Origin of the sequence: Pseudomonas fragi, from assembly GCF_900105835.1 — a bacterium.
GTDB lineage: Bacteria > Pseudomonadota > Gammaproteobacteria > Pseudomonadales > Pseudomonadaceae > Aquipseudomonas > Aquipseudomonas fragi.
Map to the genome: position 1 here is coordinate 4877911 of NZ_LT629783.1, position 17040 is coordinate 4894950.

Here is a 17040-nt window from a genome sequence, read left to right on the forward strand (position 1 = left end):
CGTTCAATCCTTCTGCAATATCCCGCTCCCCGCCGTCACCACCTGCACACTCAAACGCGGGGTGGCCAGGTCCAGCCCGGCTTCGTCCAGATGGCGCTTGAGCGACAGGTTGAACGCCCGCGACACTTCCCATTGCTTGATCGGCGCGGTCTTGAAACGGGCGCGCAAAATCGCGCTGCCGGACTCGAAGCTCTCCACACCCTGAATCTCCAGAGGCGACCAGATATTGCGCCGCTGCAGCGGGTCGGTGCGCATCTTTTGCCCCACTTCACGCATCAGTTTGATGGCGTCGTCGATTTCCATGTTGTAGGGGATCGCGACGCGGAAGATGGCGTAGCCAAATTCCCGGGAGTAGTTCTTGATGCTTTTGATTTCGCTGAACGGGATGGTATGCACGATGCCGTCGATATCGCGCAGGCGCACGGTGCGAATGGTCAGCCCTTCCACCGTGCCCAGGTGGCCGCCGACATCAACGTAGTCGTCGATGGCCAGGGAGTCTTCGATAATGATGAACAGGCCGGTGATCAAGTCGGCAACCAGTGACTGCGCACCAAAACCGATGGCCAGACCGATCACACCGGCACCCGCCAGCAGGGGGGTGACGTTCATGCCCATATTGGCCAGGGCGACGATCAACGCAATGATGAAGATCGCGGCAAACAGGATGTTGCGAATCAGCGGCATCATGGTTTGCGCACGCGCATTGGCCAGGCCTTTGCGCGAGCGGGTCAGGGCATGGTGAATGGCGGTGTCGGCAAGAATCCAGATCAGCCAGGCAAACAGCAGCGTACCGCCAAGGCCGAACAGCTTGACGCTGATCTCGTGACCTTCACCCTCGGTAAAACCGATCAGCGACAAGCCCCACACCCGCAGCCCCAGCTCGATAAACACCAGCCACACAATCAGGTGGGCCAGGGTGTAGACGAAGCTTTTCAGGCGCTCGGAATACAGCGCGTGGCGCTTGTGGCCACGTTGCGGCTTTTGCGCATGGCGGCGTACCAGCCCGTTGATGACCATGCACAGCACCACCAGCACGGTACAAATCAGCGACTGGCGCAGGGCGGTGCTGGTGTCACCGGCCGAGATAAACGTGGCCGCCAGCGAGATGCCCACCAGAATCAGCGCCGCGATATACCAGTAAGTGCCGAGGATCTCGATGCTGTCGCTGAGGGCGCGACGGGTCAGGCGCCGGGACAATGGCTGATTGCGGATCAAGTGGGCGATGGGGCGGCGGAAACGGATGATAAACAGGCCGGTGGACAGTGCGGCCATAACATTGGCGAAGGTGGCTGCGGTATGGGCCAGGTGCACGCCGAGGGTGGCCACCAGCCGCGGATCGCTCAGGGCTTCGCCAAAGGCGGCGAAGCTGCCGATCCACCACAGCGGGCGAAATGCCTGATGCCGCAGGATATGCAGCGCGCGGTGCCGGTGGGGGCCGTCGAGCAGCGAGAAGAGGATGACGCAGATGGCCGAGAAACAGGTGCCGATCACCAGCGCGTACGCCAGCACCATTGCCAGGTCCTTGCCCAGTGAAGACGGCAGGGAATAACTCATGTACACCGTGATCATCAGCGCGACCATCCACGGGCCCAGCTTGCGCAAGGCAAAACGCAGCATGTCGACGGCCTTGGGGTGTTGTGGCAACTCCTCGCTCAGGCCAAAACGCAAGCGCACCCGATGGCTGACCCAAATCAGCAGGGCGGCCAGCAGGCTCCAGATCATGATGACCAGGGCAAAGCCAAAGATGATCGGCAGCCATTCATTGGCAGGCAGCATCAATGCCGAAAGCTCTTCCTTGGCCTGGGATATTTCCTTGGTCCAGCGGTAGGTTGGGCTGTCATCCCCGGAAAACTGCTTTTCGAGGTCGGCCAGGGTGCTGCCGATCAGGCCCAACACGCCGATTTCGGCTTCGGGCTGGGCTTTTTTGGTGGCGTCGCGCAGTTTTTTAAGATCGGCCAGCAGCTTGCTGCGCTGCTGGTCGTTTTCGAGGTTCTTGATCACCTCGTCCAGCGACTGGCCCAGTGGCTCGGTGGGTTGCGCCTGGGTTTTGTCCGAACTGCCGAGCAGGCCCGGCAAGCCGACGGCCTGCGCCGAAGTCATGGGCAAGAGTGTCAGCAGGCAAACCAGCAGGTAACAGGGCAAGGCGAAAAGACGGGAAAACACTGGGCGACCAACCTCGAGGGGGGTGAATTGGCCGAGTGTACGCTAGGGCCAGTGATCATTCATTTCTTGTCACATAAATAAATGATCGCGGCCCCGGGGCGGAACAGCGTCGGGTCTATTCGTTGAGCTTGGCGAGGATCTTGAACACGATGGTGCCGAAAATCAGCAGCATGCCGGCCCAGATCATCAGCACGCCGATGCCGCTACTGCGTTCGCGAAAGTTGAAGCCAATGGTCAGCAGCAACATGCCGCTGATGATGGGGATCATCATGGAGTGGAATGCAGTGGTTTCGAACATGGTAAGGGGACCTGAACAAATGAATGCCCCAAGTCTAGGTCGGTTTGCGCAGATGTGTGGTGATGTGTATCAAAAATGAATCAGCCAGACGCAGAACCTTGTAGCCGCTGCCGCAGGCTGCGACGGGTTGCGCAGCGACCCTGCTTTTTCGAAGGTCCTGCGGCCCCCTTATCGCAGCCTGCGGCAGCGGCTACAAGGAACGGTGTTACGGCAACTGCTGGCTGGCGTAGAACGCGCTCAGTACTTTGACCAGGTGGGCCAGGTCATGGCTACCGGCCAGTTCGCGGATCGAGTGCATGGCGAAGGTCGGCAGGCCGATATCCACGGTGCGCACGCCCAGGTGGCTGGCGGTGATCGGGCCAATGGTCGAACCACAGCCCATGTCACTGCGCACCACGAAGCTTTGCACCGGCACTTCCACAGCCATGCACAGGTGGCGGAAGAACCCGGCGGTTTCGCTGTTGGTGGCGTAGCGCTGGTTGCTGTTGACCTTGATCACCGGCCCGGCATTGAGCTTGGGCCCGTGGTTGGCATCGTGCTTGTCAGCGTAGTTGGGGTGAACGCCGTGGGCGTTGTCTGCCGACACCAGCAGGGACTTCTGGATCGTGCGTACGTATTCGTCGCCTTCAGGCAGCAGGCGTTGCAGGATCTGCTCCAGCATCGGGCCATCGGCACCGCAGGCCGAACACGAGCCGACTTCTTCGTGGTCGTTGGCCACGAACAGGCAGGTTTCCTCGGTCTCGGTGGTCAGCAGGGCTTGCAGGCCGGCGTAGCACGACAGCAGGTTGTCCAGGCGCGCCCCGGCGATGAAATCGCCGTTGAGGCCGATTACCGCAGCGCTTTGGGTGTCGTAGAAGCTCAGCTCGTAGTCCAGCACCACGTCAGCATTGAGGCCGTGTTCGCGGGCCAGCTGGTCGGTGAGCAGGGCGCGGAAGTCGACGCGCTCATCGCCGGCCACCTGGGCCAGGATCGGTGGCAATTCGGTCTGCGGGTTGATCGCCCAGCCTTCGTTGGCGGCACGGTTGAGGTGGATCGCCAGGTTGGGGATGGTCGCAATCGGTGCCTTGAAATCGATCAGCTGGCTTTCGACCTGGCCATCGCGGCGGAAGGTGACGCGCCCGGCCAGGGACAGGTCGCGGTCGAACCACGGGGCCAGCAGGGCGCCGCCGTAGACTTCCACGCCCAGTTGCCAGAAGCCCTGACGCTGCAGCTCGGGCTGGGGCTTGACCCGCAGGCAGGGGCTGTCTGTGTGCGCACCGACCATGCGGATGCCGCCATGCAGGGGCGAGTGACGGCCTAGCTTGAAGGCGATAATGGAAGAGTCATTACGGGTGACGTAATAGCGGCCATTGGCTTCGGTGAACCAGGTCTCGCGTTCGTCGAGGCGCTGGTAACCGGCGGCCTCAAGGCGCTGAACAAGACTGGCAGTGGCATGAAAGGGGGTAGGGGAGGCCTTGAGAAAGTCGATCAGGCCTTGGTTCAACTCTTCGCGCATAAGTTACTCCAGACAGCAAGGCCGCGAGTTTAGCGCATTGATCGCAAGATTTGGCCCTCTAATGCAGCTCTTGTGGGAGCGGGCTTGCTCGCGATGGCATCAGTGCGGTGTGCCTGCAAAACCGCGTCGCCTGTATCGCGAGCAAGCCCGCTCCCACAAGGGGGGGTATGTAGTCAGAACGGTGCCGGGCACTCAAAGCGCAGGCGTTCGCCAGTTTGCGGGTGGGTGAAGCTGAGCATGCTCGCGTGCAGGCACAAGCGCGGCCACGCCGCCAGGGCTTGCGGGTGGGCATACAGGCCATCACCGAGCAACGGGTGGCCGATAGACAGCATATGCACACGCAACTGGTGCGAACGGCCGGTAATCGGCGTCAGCTCAACCCGGCAGTAATCGCCGCAACGCTCCAGCACTTTCCAGAAGGTCAGCGCATTTTTGCCGAACTCATGGTCGACCACATGCCGGGGTTTGGTCGGCGGGTCGTAGCGCAGGGGCAGGTCGATGCTGCCGCTGTCCAGCTCGGGTTGGCCCCAGGCCAGTGCGGTGTAGGCTTTTTCGGTTTCACGGTCGTGAAACTGACGGGACAATTCGCGATGAGTGTCGGCATCTCGCGCCAGCAGGATAATACCGGACGTTTCCCAATCCAGGCGGTGGACAATACGCGCCTCGGGGTAGCCGTTTTCTTGCAGGCGGGTAATCAAGCAATCCTTGTTGTCATCCGCCCGGCCCGGCACCGAGAGCAGCAGGGTGGGCTTGTTGACCACCAGAACGCCAGCGTCCTCATGGATGATGTGAATATTGGACAACGGCATTAAAACAGCCTCTTGAAAAACGCCAACGGCGACGAGGGAGCCTCCCCCGCAGGGAAGGCGCCCAGGTCGCCGTGGTGCCCGCCGGATCGATTAACGATCTGGCAGTGTGATGTTGAGTTCCAGAATCGAGCAGCTACCTTCGTTTTCAAGGGCGATCTGTACCGAATCATCGCCGATGTTCACGTATTTGCGGATCACCTCAACCAGTTCCTTTTGCAGGGCAGGCAGGTAGTCCGGGGTGCTGCGTTGGCCACGCTCGTGCGCCACGATGATCTGTAGACGCTCTTTCGCAACCGACGCGGTTGTTGGCGTTTTGCGAGTACGAAAGAAGTCAAAAATGTTCATTGTTTAGTTGCCTCCAAACAGGCGCTCGAAGAATCCCTTCTTCTGTACATCAAGGAACCGATGCTCCACGGTTTTGCCCAGCAGGCGATCAACGGCATCGCTGTAGGCCTGACCGGCGTCGCTCTGATCGTCAAGGATCACCGGCACGCCCTGGTTGGATGCTTTCAGCACGGCCTGGGACTCCGGGATCACACCCAGCAGGGCCACGGCCAGGATTTCCTTGACGTCTTCAACCCCGAGCATTTCGCCCTTGGACACGCGATCCGGGTTGTAGCGGGTCAGCAGCAGGTGTTCCTTGATCGGGTCCTGGCCCAGTTCGGCACGGCGCGACTTGCTGGCCAGCAGGCCCAGCATGCGGTCCGAGTCACGTACCGAGGACACTTCCGGGTTGGTCACCACGACCGCCTCGTCAGCGAAGTACATGGCCAGGTGAGCACCGGTTTCGATACCGGCCGGGGAGTCACAGACCACGTATTCGAAGGTTTCCTTAAGTTCCATCAGAACTTTTTCGACGCCTTCCTTGGTCAGCGCATCCTTGTCACGGGTCTGGCTGGCGGCCAGCACGTAGAGGTTTTCCAGGCGCTTGTCTTTGATCAGGGCCTGCTGCAGGTTGGCTTCGCCGTTGACCACGTTGACGAAGTCATACACCACGCGGCGCTCGCAGCCCATGATCAGGTCGAGGTTACGCAAGCCAACGTCGAAGTCGACGATCACTGTTTTGTGGCCGCGCAGAGCGAGGCCGGTACCGATAGCGGCGCTGGTGGTGGTCTTACCCACACCACCCTTGCCGGATGTAACCACTAGAATCTTGGCCAAGGTGTTTCACCCCTAAGGAAAAAGGACTTTTTAGCCCCTGAATAACATCTCTACTGACGACTGCAGGTGAACAGCCCTGGCGGGCATTGGCCCCACAAGGAAAAGACTGTTTTCACTACGATTTTGAGATGGTTGGAAAATGGCGAGAGTATCCGTTAAAGCCGGGTGATGTTCAACATGTCACTTGACAGACTGATCTGAACCCCTGTTCCCCATAGCGGATCCCGACGCAGGTCTTCAGAGACCTTGTACTTGCCCGCAATTGACACTAGCTCGGCGCTCAACTGCTGGCAAAAAATCCGTGCCTTGGTGTTGCCTTTGTGTCCGGCCAGTGCGCGACCCCGCATTGGCCCGTAAACATGGATGTTGCCATCGGCCATAAGTTCCGCGCCGGGGCTGACGGAAGCGATGACCACCAGGTCGCAGCCTTCGGCATACACGGTCTGGCCACCGCGTACCGGGCTGGTGATGATTTTGGTCGGCTTGATGGCCGGCTCCGGCGGTTTTTCCGGTTTTTTTGGCTCGACCACCACTTCAACCGGGTCGATCGGTCGCTCACGCGCGCCTGAAGGCGGCAGCACGGGCAGGTCGATGGCAATGGCGGCGGCGATGTCTTCGATGCGGCTGGCGCGAATGGCCAGGGTGCGCAGGCCATGCTGGCGGCAGACACGCATCAGCCCGGGCAAATCGATGGCGCCTTCACTGGCAGGCAGCTTGTCCAGCGCCAGTACCAGTGGGGTATTACTGAAAAAATTCGGCGCCTGGGCCACTTTGGCGGCCAGTTGGCGGTCCAGGGCTTCAAGGTTGTTGTGCGCAAGTTCCAGCACCGTGATGGCGAGCATACTGCCCTTAAGCTGGAACACGGGGGCTTGGTCTAGCGATTCGGTTTGGCTCATGGTTGCTTAACGCGACTTGTCACTTAAAGTGCTGAGACTTATAACGAGAACGCCCGCAGGCCGCAAGCCGGGTCTAACGATGTAGAATGGCCGACCCTTGTGTCTGTCCGGAATCATTAATGGATCGCCCGCGTTTTCGTGCCGCTTTTTTTCATCCGCGCTTCTGGCTGCTATGGCTGGGTCTGGGCGTGCTGTGGTTGGTGGTGCAACTGCCTTATAAAGTCCAACTGTGTATCGGCCGTGGCCTTGGCGCCCTGATGTATCGGGTGGCCGGTGATCGGCGGCGGATTGCCACGCGCAACCTTGAGTTGTGTTTCCCTGAAAAGTCGGCCGCCGAGCGCAAGCAATTGCTCAAGGAAAACTTCGCCTCCACCGGCATTGCCTTTTTTGAGATGGCCATGAGCTGGTGGTGGTCAAAACCGCGTCTGGCCAAACTGGCCCATGTCGAAGGGCTGGAGCACCTCAAGCAGGCGCAGCTCGAAGGCAAGGGCGTGATCCTGATGGCGTTCCACTTCACCACCCTGGAAATCGGTGCCGCCTTGCTCGGCCAGCAGCACACCATCGACGGCATGTACCGCGAGCACAAGAACCCGCTGTTCGATTTTATCCAGCGTCGCGGCCGTGAGCGGCATAACGTCGATTCGCTGGCGGTCGAGCGAGATGATGTGCGCGGCATGCTCAAGCTGCTGCGCTCCGGGCGGGCGATCTGGTATGCACCCGATCAGGACTACGGCGCCAAGCAAAGTATCTTTGTGCCGCTGTTCGGTATTCCTGCGGCTACCGTTACGGCAACCAGCAAGTTTGCCAAACTGGGCAAAGCGCAGGTTGTGCCCTTTACTCAACAAAGACTGGCCGATGGCAGTGGGTACAAGCTGGTCATTCATCCGCCACTGAGGGATTTCCCCGGAGAAAGCGATGAGGCTGATTGCCTGCGAATCAATCAATGGGTCGAACGGGCGGTGCGTGAATGCCCCGAGCAGTATCTGTGGGCCCATCGCCGTTTCAAGACTCGTCCGCCCGGCGAGCCCAAGCTCTACGACAAACGCCGCTGAGGCGGCCGCCTGGTCGTGACGGCAGCGCCGGTGACGGGCCTGATCCTGTCTGGCGGTGGTGCGCGGGCGGCTTATCAGGTCGGCGTGCTGGCGGCGATTGCCGAATTGCTGCCTGCCGGTGCCGCCAACCCGTTCCCGGTAATTGTCGGCACCTCGGCGGGGGCGATCAACGCGGTCAGCCTGGCCAGCGGGGCGATGGATTTCACCCGCGCGGTCGAGCACCTGACCGCGTTCTGGCAGGGCTTCGAAAGCCGGCGCGTGCTGCGCAGCGACTGGCCGGGGGTGCTGCACCAGGCCACACGCTTTCTGGGCCACAGCCTGCTCGGGCTGGGCGCCCATGTGCCGGTAGCGCTGCTCGACAGCTCGCCCTTGCGCTATCTGTTGCAGGCCAAAATCAATTTTCCCGGTATCGAGCAGGCGATTGCCCAGCAGCATCTGCGGGCCGTCGCCGTCACGGCATTTGGCTACTCGTCCAGCCAGGCAGTGACCTTTTACCAGGGCAAGGGCACCATCAATGGCTGGTTGCGCCACCGGCGTATCGGCATGCCCACGGCGTTGACGGTGGAGCACTTGCTGGCCAGCTCGGCCATTCCGCTGTTGTTTGCCCCGGTCAAGATTGGCGAGGAGTACTTCGGTGATGGCGCCGTGCGTCAGTCGGCGCCCATTAGCCCGGCGCTGCATCTGGGGGCCAGCCGGGTGCTGGTGGTGGGCGTGAGCGGCAACCCGCGCGGGCCCGACCTGCAGGACGACCAGCCGCGCTACTACAACGCGCAGCAGCCAACCCTGGCGCAAATTGGCGGGCATATGCTCAACAGTACGTTTATCGACAGCCTGGAAAGCGATATCGAGCTGCTTGAGCGGCTCAATCACTTTAGCCGCCTGCTGCCCAGGCACTCCGACAACCTGGGCTTGTCGCCCGTGGAAGTGCTGGTGATTGCGCCGAGCCAGCCGATTGACGAGATTGCGGCCCGCCATCGGCACGAACTGCCGGCCGCGCTGCGCATGTTCTTGCGTGGCCCCGGTGCGACCAAAACCAGTGGTGCAGGCGTGCTCAGCTACCTGCTGTTCGAGGCGGGTTATTGCCGGGAGTTGATCGAGCTGGGGCGTCGTGACGCGATGGCCAAGCGCGAAGCGCTGTGCCAGTTTTTGCGGGTGCCTTGTAGCAGTTGACGAGCAACGCGAGGCTACGTTCGGCTGCGCAGCAGTCGTAAAACCATTTCCCCGGGTGTTATAGATACACCGCGTTTAAAGGCTTTACGACGATTGCATCGTCGGACGCAGCCTCGCGTTGCTCGTCAGCTGCTACGAGGGTATGCGTCCATGCTGATGCTACTCGGCAATCTGCAATTTACGCGCTTCGGTGTAAATGTAACGCAGCTTGTCGTACTCAAACGGCGAGTCGAACTGGCCATAGCGGAAACTGGTGTTGTAGCGCTTGTCGACCGCGCCCAGCACCCAGATCTCGGGATGGCGGGAGCTCTCGTGCGGTACGTTGAGGAAGTTGATTTCCTGGTTGACGCCGAAGTCGACCACCAGCCCCGTGGTGTCGCGCAGGTTCGACGGGCCCAGGATCGGCAGCATCAGGTAAGCACCGCCCGGTACGCCGTAAAAGCCCAGAGTCTGGCCGAAGTCTTCACTTTGACGGGGCAGGCCCATTGCCGTGGCCGGATCCCACAGGCCACCGACGCCTATGGTCGTGTTCAACAGCAAGCGCCCTGTGGTTTCCAGCGAGCGGTGGCCCTTGAGCTGCAGCAGGCTGTTGAACAGGTTGGGCACGTCGCCCAGGTTGTTGAAGAAGTTGCTCACGCCCGTGCGCAGAAAGCTTGGCGTGACATAGCGATAGCCGTTGACCACCGGCAGGAACACCCACTGATCGAAGCGGTAGTTGAAATGGTAGATCCGGCGGTTGAGCGGCTCCAGCGGATCATAGATGCTCAGCGCGTTCATGGTGGCGCGCTCGAACTCACGTTGGTCCAGGCCCGGATTGAATTTCAACAGTTTCAACGGCTGGGTAAACCCGTCGACATCCGGGGTCAGTTCCGTGTGAGCCTTGCTGTTGTCGGCATGGGCGAAGCCTGCGCCGAGCAGGGCGGCGAGAAGCAGTAATTGTTTAGCCACGGAAGAACTCCAGCATATCGTCAGCGTTGACTCGGTAGTTGAGATTGCCGCAGTGGCCACCATACGGATAAACCGTCAGGCGATTACCGAAGGTTTTACGCAGAAAGCCCAAGTCACCAGGGCCAAGGATAATGTCGTCGGCGTTATGCATGACGGCAATCTTCGGGCTGTTTTTCAGGTAGTCCTGCAGGGCGTACAGGCTGACCTGGTCGATCAGTTGCAGCAGGCTGCCGCCATCGGTCTTGGCGCGCCACATGGGGATCACCTGCTCGGTCAGGTAGCAGTCAAAGTCGCACTGCAGCGAACGCTTGAGAAACGGCGTGAGGCTGGTGCCTTCGGTGATCGGGTAGTTCGGCGGGGTGATCAGGCCGCGGCGGTTGATCAGGTCCGAGGTGAACACGATATCGGCCGACGAGAAACGAAACACCGTGCCGATCAGCATGGCCATTTGCTCGTTGGTCAGGCGCTCCTTGGAGTTTTGCAGGTCATAGACCAGGGCCGCATTGAGGTCGACCCGGCCTTTATCCTGGAAGTAGCGGGTCAACTTGCCCAGCACCAGCTCGTAGAACGTGGTGGAGTTGTTGATGCCCTTGACCTCGGTTTGCACCAGCTTGTCGAGGTTGCTGATGGAGGTAAACAGGTTGACCGGCGGGTTGAGCATCAAGACTTTTTTGAAGTTGAAGCTTTTGCGGGTTTCATCCAGATGGCTGACAAAGGCCGCATCCAGTGCGCCCAGGCTATAGCCCGCCAGGTAGTAGTCGGTGACGGGCAGCTTGGCCTGTTGGGCGCGCACTGCCTGCATCACATGGTACAAATCCTCGGCGTCGTACTGGCTGATGCCGGGTGTGGCCAGGCGCGAAGCCGAGCTCATGAAGTCATAGCTGGTCGGTGAGGACAGCTGCACGACGTGATAGCCCTCCTGGTAGAAGAGCTTTTTCAGGTATTCGTTGAGACTGCTGTCGTAGGCGGCGCCGGTGCCGGCAATCAGGAACATCAGCGGTGCCGGGTGATCCTGTTTGGCCATGCGGTAAGTGAGTTTTTTCACTGCCCAGAAATTGGCCGGCAGTATGTGCTCACGTTCAGGGCGCAGGTTGAGGGTGTAGTCCGACTGGTTGATATCATCTTCGTCGGGCAGCAACGGGCGCATTTGTGGCGGGGTGGTGGCAATCGTGGCTTCGAACGGATTGGTTATCGGATAGCCATACGTGGCGGGGTCGACATCGACCGCCTGCGCGGACGCACTCAAGATAAGGCCGCCCAGTAAGGCAGCGAAGGGCAGAGAACGGAGCATGAAGACTATCCCTAATAAGGTGCGCAAAAGATTCGCAGGCTATGACCACAGGGCTAGTACTGAAGTGCCATTTGGCGGCACCAAATATTTCCCCAAAGAGTCCCGAACAGGCAAAAAGCCTCCCAAGATACACGCTGAATGACTTTAGTTAACAGATATCTGATTGCAAGGCTTGCATAGCCGAAGATGGGGATTAAGCTGGGCGCCGCTTTTGCCTATCGGAGTTTTTTATGCGACCTCGTTTACCGTGGATCTTGCTGCTTATCGCCCTGCCTGTTTGGTTGCTCGCCAGTTATGGGTTGCGATACGGCTTGATGGAGGACTCGCAGTGGGTGGGAACCTGTGTTGCCGAGGCCGCGCGCTGGGAATGCCAGTTGCGGGGTAACCTGGGCTTGTTGATTCATTTCCGGGTTTTGGGCTGGGTCGCGCTGGTGCTGTCGATTATTGCTTTTTGCGTGCGTGGTCGTGTCGGCTGCGCACTGGCGGTGCTGGCCCTGCTGTTCGGCCTGCCCGCACTGGCGTTGTATAACGCCAGCCTTGCAGTGTTTGCCGTGGTAATTGCCGGGTTGCGCTTGGTGCGCGCGTCAAAGTAGACCCTGGTTCATTGTGGGAGCGGGCTTGCTCGCGATGGCATTGCCGCGGTTTACCTGACAGACCGCGGGGCCTGCATCGCAGGCAAGCCAGCTCCCACAGATGTTGTGGTGCCCTCAAAGCCTGATGCTGGCCTGGTCCTCTGTGGGAGCGGGCTTGCTCGCGATGGCATCGCCGCGGTTTACCTGATAGTCCGCGGGGCCTGCATCGCAGGCAAGCCAGCTCCCACAAAAACTAGCCGCTTAAAGTCTGCAGTGAGTCAGGCGCGCTTGCGCACACTGCGCCACAGCGCCATCACCAGCAATACGCTGACCAGTGCCCACATCCAGGCCTGTTGGTTATGCAGGCCTTCGCGGTATAGCTGTACCGGTATGCCAGCCCCAATGATCAAGGCCAACAGGCCGAATTCACGACGGGGGCCGCCCACCGGGCGCAGCAGGTAAACCAGCGCAGGCAGCAGCAGGGCGGCGCTGGGGAAGCTGCGATAGCGCGGCTCGAACACCAGCCCCAGCATCATCACCGCACCGGCAAACCCGGCGGCGGCCAGCCACCAGCCGGCACGACGCTCCAGCAGGTTGAACAGGCGTTCTCGCCAGCCGTCTTTCTGGCCAAGGGCCAATGCGCCATGGGTGAGTACGATCAGGTTCAGGCCAACCAGCAAGCCAGCCCATAGCCACTCGCCAGCAAAGCGGCTGGTCACGGAGGCCAGTTCAGCCCATGCCACGATGCTGCATCCTGCAACCGCACCCAGTGCTGGCAGTAACACAGCTGCACGTTTTGTGCGGACCTTGCCGCCCATCAGCAGTGTGCCCAGAAACAGGACAGCGCCAAAACCCAGCCAGACCGGCCAGTGCGGCAGGTTGGAGACCGGGCCGGCGAGGATGCCCTTGTCCTGGCGATCCGCATCGAACAACCCCCAGTAGCCGCCTACAGCCCCCTCGCTGCCACGCTTCCAGGGTTGGTCGAAGGCTTCGATCAGGTTGTACTTCCAGCCGTTTTGTTCGGCCAGGGTGACAAAACCGCGAATGAATTTTGCTTCGTTCACCCGGCTTGGCTGGGCGGTTTCGCGCTGGCGACCTTCGCTGGGCCAGCCGGTCTCGCCGATCAGGATGTCCTTGGGGGCGAACTTGTTGCCAAATACCTGACGCACCTGGGCGACATGCTGTACGGCCTGGTCAATACCGGCAGGGTCATCTTCCCAGTACGGCAGCAGGTGAATGGTCAGGAAGTCCACCGCCGGGGCGATTTCCGGGTGCTGCAGCCAGAACTCCCAGACGTCTGCATAGGTGACCGGTTGCTTGACCTGGCTTTTTACCTTGTCGATCAGCCTGACCAGCTGTGGCGCCGTGACTTCCTTGCGCAGCAAGGCTTCGTTGCCGACGATCACCGCACTGACCACGTCCGGGTTGGCATTGGCCGAAGCGATCAGGGCATCGACTTCCTGTTCGGTGGCTACGGGGTCGCTGCTGACCCAGGCGCCGGCCATCAGCTTGAGGCCGTGCTTGCGTGCCAGCTCTGGCAGGGTTTCAAGGCCCGCCTGGGAATAGGTGCGAATGCATTGAAAGCGCGTGGCCAGCAACGCCAGGTCAGCGTCCATCCGCTCAGCCCGGGGCACGAAAGGCTGGTCGAACGGTGACTGGTCCTTGTCGAACGGCGTATAGGACGCACACTGCAGTTTATGGGTCGGTGTTGCCGCGTCGGGCAATATCACCGGTTGGCCCAGGCCGTACCAGAAGCCGGCAATGGCAAATACGCCCAGCAGGCAGGCAAGGAGATAAGGCAGCACGGGGAAGCGGGCAGTCGCGGACATGGTCAGGCCGTATGGGAGCAAAGCCGCGCATCTTACCTGCAATTGGGCGGGCGCAGCGGCTGCGTATAATTTTGACATGTAATGTTGGTCTGCCCGGCCATGCAAGGTCACGCGCATCTATCTGGCTGGTGGCGCCATGTCGCTGCGGGTTGCATGGGGGTCGTCGTCAGAGCAGGGCGCTTGGCAGGCGCGGTTGATTATCCGGTGCAAGTGATACGGGGTGGAATAACTCTGTAGGAATCTTGAGCGGCCCGGCACTCGTCGGGCCCGGCACTGTGGGGAATCAAAGATGAAGATGCGACGAATTTTGAGCGCGGGAGCAGCCTTGGTGCTGGCGATGAGTGCGGGCCTGGCCAGTGCCCAGGGCAAGCCGACCCTGAATATCGGTTATGTGGATGGTTGGTCCGACAGCGTGGCGACCACCCATGTAGCGGCCGAGGTGATTAAACAAAAGCTGGGTTATGACGTGAAGCTGATGCCGGTGGCGACGGGCATCATGTGGCAGGGTGTGGCCACGGGCAAGCTGGATGCCATGCTGTCCGCCTGGTTGCCGGTAACCCACGGCGAATACTGGGCCAAGAATAAAGACAAGGTTGTGGATTACGGCCCCAACTTTAAAGACGCCAAAATTGGCCTGATCGTCCCTGAATATGTAAAAGCCCAGTCCATTGCTGATTTGAAGGGCAGTACTGAGTTCAAAAACAAGATTGTCGGTATCGATGCCGGGTCGGGGGTGATGCTTAAAACCGATGAGGCAATCAAGGATTACGACCTCAAGGGTTACAAGTTGCAGGCAAGTTCCGGAGCGGCAATGACCTCGGAACTGGGGCGTGCCTATGCCAAAAATGAACCGATTGCCGTGACCGGCTGGGTGCCGCACTGGATGTTTGCCAAGTGGAAACTGCGTTTTCTTGAAGATCCCAAGTCCGTGTTTGGCGCGGCTGAAACTGTAAACAGCATCGGCAGCAAAGAGTTGAACACCAAGGCGCCGGAAGTGGCGGCGTTTCTGGAGAAGTTTTCCTGGAATTCAAAAGACGAAATTGGTGAGGTAATGCTGGCCATTCAAGAGGGGGCAAAACCCGAAGTCGCGGCCAAAGAGTGGGTTTCCAAACACCCGGAGCGGGTAGCGCAATGGACCGCTAAATAATCGCGAAGCGTCTAGCTCGCAGTACACAAGACCGCCGGGTGTTTTCGCCAGGCGGTTTTTGCTTGTCAGGCGGGTCGCAAAAGTTGTCATCGTCCTTACAGCCTAGAGAAACCGGGGGCTGCAGCAAATCAGAGGCTCTACTACTAAAGTCGTCTGGAATTGAATTTGCGCCGCCCTAATAGTGAAATCGTTCCATCTCATCTGTGCTGCGAGGACAAAAATAATGAACGACAGCATTTATATCTCGATTCAAAACAGCCCGCGTTTCAAGGAGCTGGTCAAAAAGAGAGAGCGTTTTGCCTGGATTCTTTCGGCAATCATGCTCGGGTTATATGCCGCCTTTATCCTGTTGATTGCATATGGGTCGCACATCATGGGCGCCAAGTTGAGCCCCGGCTCTTCCATTACCTGGGGTATTCCGATTGGTGTGGGGCTGATTGTTTCGGCCTTCGTGCTGACCGGTATCTATGTGCGTCGGGCCAATGGCGAGTTTGATGAGCTGAACAATGCAATTCTCAAGGAGGCTGGGCAATGATCGGGCGCTTATTGGCAACACTGGGCGCTTCAGCCCTTGCACCGGCAGTCTGGGCGGGGGAGGCCCTGACGGGTGAAGTGCAAAAACAACCGCTCAATATTTCGGCGATCATTATGTTCGTCGTGTTTGTGGGCGCAACCCTGTGCATTACTTACTGGGCATCCAAGCGCAACAAGTCGGCCGCTGACTACTATGCTGCTGGCGGCAAGATCACCGGTTTCCAGAACGGCCTGGCGATTGCGGGCGACTATATGTCGGCAGCATCTTTTCTGGGTATTTCCGCGCTGGTGTACACCTCCGGCTACGATGGCCTGATCTATTCAATCGGCTTTCTGGTGGGTTGGCCGATCATTCTGTTCCTGATTGCCGAGCGTCTGCGCAACCTGGGCAAATACACCTTTGCCGACGTGGCCTCGTACCGATTGGGTCAAACTCAGATTCGTTCGTTGTCGGCGTGTGGTTCGCTGGTGGTGGTAGCGTTCTACCTGATCGCGCAAATGGTCGGTGCCGGCAAGCTGATCCAGCTGCTGTTTGGCCTGGACTACCACGTTGCGGTGATCCTGGTGGGTATCCTGATGTGCATGTATGTGTTGTTCGGCGGCATGCTGGCAACGACCTGGGTGCAGATCATCAAGGCGGTCATGTTGCTGTCGGGCGCCACGTTCATGGCTGTGATGGTCATGAAACATGTCAACTTTGACTTCAACGCCCTGTTTGCCGAAGCGGTGAAGATTCACCCTAAAGGTGAGGCAATCATGAGCCCGGGCGGGCTGGTGAAAGATCCGATCTCTGCATTCTCCCTCGGCCTGGCCCTGATGTTCGGTACTGCCGGCCTGCCACATATCCTGATGCGCTTCTTCACCGTGAGCGATGCCAAGGAAGCACGTAAAAGCGTGTTCTACGCAACGGGCTTTATCGGCTACTTCTATATCCTGACCTTTATCATCGGCTTTGGCGCAATCATCCTGGTGAGTACCAACCCGGACTTCAAGGACGCTGCTGGCGCCTTGCTGGGTGGTAACAACATGGCGGCGGTGCATCTTGCGGACGCGGTTGGCGGCAGCATGTTCCTGGGCTTTATTTCGGCAGTGGCTTTTGCCACCATCCTGGCGGTGGTTGCGGGGCTGACCCTGGCAGGCGCCTCTGCGGTATCCCATGACCTGTATGCCAGCGTGATCAAAAAGGGCAAGGCCAACGACAAGGAAGAGATTCGGGTTTCGAAGATCACCACTATTGCATTGGCGGTACTGGCGATTGGCCTGGGCATCCTGTTTGAAAGCCAGAACATCGCGTTTATGGTGGGCCTGGCGTTCTCCATTGCGGCGAGCTGCAACTTCCCGGTCTTGCTGCTTTCCATGTACTGGAAAAACCTGACCACCCGTGGCGCCATGATCGGCGGCTGGATGGGGCTGGTGAGCGCGGTTGGTCTGATGATCCTGGGTCCGACCATCTGGGTGCAGATCCTGCATCATGAAAAAGCGATCTTCCCTTACGAGTACCCGGCATTGTTCTCCATGATCATTGCGTTCGCGGGTATCTGGTTCTTCTCCATTACTGATAAATCCAAGTCGGCAGAGAAAGAGCGCGCGCTGTTCTTCCCGCAGTTTGTGCGTTCGCAGACGGGGTTGGGGGCGAGCGGGGCGGTGGATCATTAATCCGCAATAGATAGACAGT

At 59.6% G+C, this 17040-nt stretch carries 16 protein-coding genes; 6 read left to right on the forward strand and 10 right to left on the reverse strand.

The annotated features are described in order from the left end of the window. Nucleotides 1-3 precede the first annotated feature (3 nt). The 7 genes from BLU25_RS22560 to minC form a co-directional block, all read right to left on the reverse strand. Entirely contained in the window at nt 4-2163 is a 2160-nt protein-coding gene (locus tag BLU25_RS22560) for a mechanosensitive ion channel domain-containing protein (RefSeq protein ID WP_016780150.1), read from the reverse strand. A gap of 115 nt (nt 2164-2278) precedes the next feature. Next, entirely contained in the window at nt 2279-2461 is a 183-nt protein-coding gene (locus tag BLU25_RS22565) for a hypothetical protein (RefSeq protein ID WP_016780151.1), read from the reverse strand. Between the two features lie 205 nt (nt 2462-2666). Then, on the reverse strand, nt 2667-3956 hold the full coding sequence (locus tag BLU25_RS22570; RefSeq protein ID WP_083369841.1) for a M18 family aminopeptidase: 1290 nt from the start codon (nt 3954-3956) through the stop codon (nt 2667-2669). Between the two features lie 173 nt (nt 3957-4129). Beyond that, nucleotides 4130-4765, reverse strand: a complete 636-nt coding sequence (locus tag BLU25_RS22575) for an RluA family pseudouridine synthase (protein WP_016780153.1) — start codon at nt 4763-4765, stop codon at nt 4130-4132. A gap of 90 nt (nt 4766-4855) precedes the next feature. Further along, complete coding sequence (gene minE / locus BLU25_RS22580) at nt 4856-5110, reverse strand: cell division topological specificity factor MinE (protein ID WP_016780154.1); 255 nt, start codon at nt 5108-5110, stop codon at nt 4856-4858. A 3-nt stretch (nt 5111-5113) separates the two neighbouring features. Then, nucleotides 5114-5926 (reverse strand): septum site-determining protein MinD, encoded by an 813-nt coding sequence (gene minD, locus BLU25_RS22585; protein WP_029611321.1) that lies wholly within the window; start codon nt 5924-5926, stop codon nt 5114-5116. A 155-nt stretch (nt 5927-6081) separates the two neighbouring features. After that, nucleotides 6082-6822 carry a septum site-determining protein MinC gene (minC, locus tag BLU25_RS22590; protein ID WP_016780156.1) on the reverse strand — a complete coding sequence of 247 codons (741 nt, stop codon included), beginning with the start codon at nt 6820-6822 and terminating at the stop codon, nt 6082-6084. A 119-nt stretch (nt 6823-6941) separates the two neighbouring features. On the opposite strand from minC, the gene BLU25_RS22595 reads away from it, so the two are divergent. Together BLU25_RS22595 and BLU25_RS22600 are read left to right on the forward strand one after the other, a co-directional pair. Next, nucleotides 6942-7874 carry a lipid A biosynthesis lauroyl acyltransferase gene (locus tag BLU25_RS22595; protein ID WP_016780157.1) on the forward strand — a complete coding sequence of 311 codons (933 nt, stop codon included), beginning with the start codon at nt 6942-6944 and terminating at the stop codon, nt 7872-7874. Nucleotides 7875-7889: 15 nt separating this feature from the next. After that, nucleotides 7890-9044 (forward strand): patatin-like phospholipase family protein, encoded by a 1155-nt coding sequence (locus BLU25_RS22600; RefSeq protein WP_037001011.1) that lies wholly within the window; start codon nt 7890-7892, stop codon nt 9042-9044. A 159-nt stretch (nt 9045-9203) separates the two neighbouring features. Here BLU25_RS22600 and BLU25_RS22605 read toward each other — a convergent pair whose 3' ends face one another. Together BLU25_RS22605 and BLU25_RS22610 are read right to left on the reverse strand one after the other, a co-directional pair. Continuing rightward, entirely contained in the window at nt 9204-9992 is a 789-nt protein-coding gene (locus tag BLU25_RS22605; protein ID WP_016780159.1) for an MlaA family lipoprotein, read from the reverse strand. After that, a complete protein-coding gene (locus BLU25_RS22610; RefSeq protein WP_016780160.1) occupies nt 9985-11283 on the reverse strand; it encodes a serine protein kinase PrkA in 1299 nt (432 codons plus the stop codon). The genes BLU25_RS22605 and BLU25_RS22610 overlap by 8 nt, the downstream gene beginning before the upstream one ends. A 230-nt stretch (nt 11284-11513) precedes the next feature. On the opposite strand from BLU25_RS22610, the gene BLU25_RS22615 reads away from it, so the two are divergent. Continuing rightward, on the forward strand, nt 11514-11876 hold the full coding sequence (locus tag BLU25_RS22615) for a hypothetical protein (RefSeq protein WP_016780161.1): 363 nt from the start codon (nt 11514-11516) through the stop codon (nt 11874-11876). Nucleotides 11877-12133: 257 nt separating this feature from the next. Here BLU25_RS22615 and BLU25_RS22620 read toward each other — a convergent pair whose 3' ends face one another. After that, nucleotides 12134-13684 (reverse strand): glycoside hydrolase family 17 protein, encoded by a 1551-nt coding sequence (locus tag BLU25_RS22620; protein ID WP_016780162.1) that lies wholly within the window; start codon nt 13682-13684, stop codon nt 12134-12136. A gap of 289 nt (nt 13685-13973) precedes the next feature. Between BLU25_RS22620 and BLU25_RS22625 the strand changes: the two genes are divergently transcribed. From BLU25_RS22625 to BLU25_RS22635, 3 genes are all read left to right on the forward strand, one after another. Continuing rightward, nucleotides 13974-14831, forward strand: coding sequence for a glycine betaine ABC transporter substrate-binding protein (locus BLU25_RS22625; protein ID WP_029611323.1), 858 nt, complete (start codon nt 13974-13976; stop codon nt 14829-14831). Nucleotides 14832-15054: 223 nt separating this feature from the next. Continuing rightward, nucleotides 15055-15366, forward strand: coding sequence for a DUF485 domain-containing protein (locus BLU25_RS22630; RefSeq protein WP_016780164.1), 312 nt, complete (start codon nt 15055-15057; stop codon nt 15364-15366). Continuing rightward, nucleotides 15363-17021, forward strand: a complete 1659-nt coding sequence (locus tag BLU25_RS22635) for a cation acetate symporter (RefSeq protein WP_016780165.1) — start codon at nt 15363-15365, stop codon at nt 17019-17021. The genes BLU25_RS22630 and BLU25_RS22635 overlap by 4 nt, the downstream gene beginning before the upstream one ends. The last annotated feature ends 19 nt before the right edge of the window (nt 17022-17040 follow it).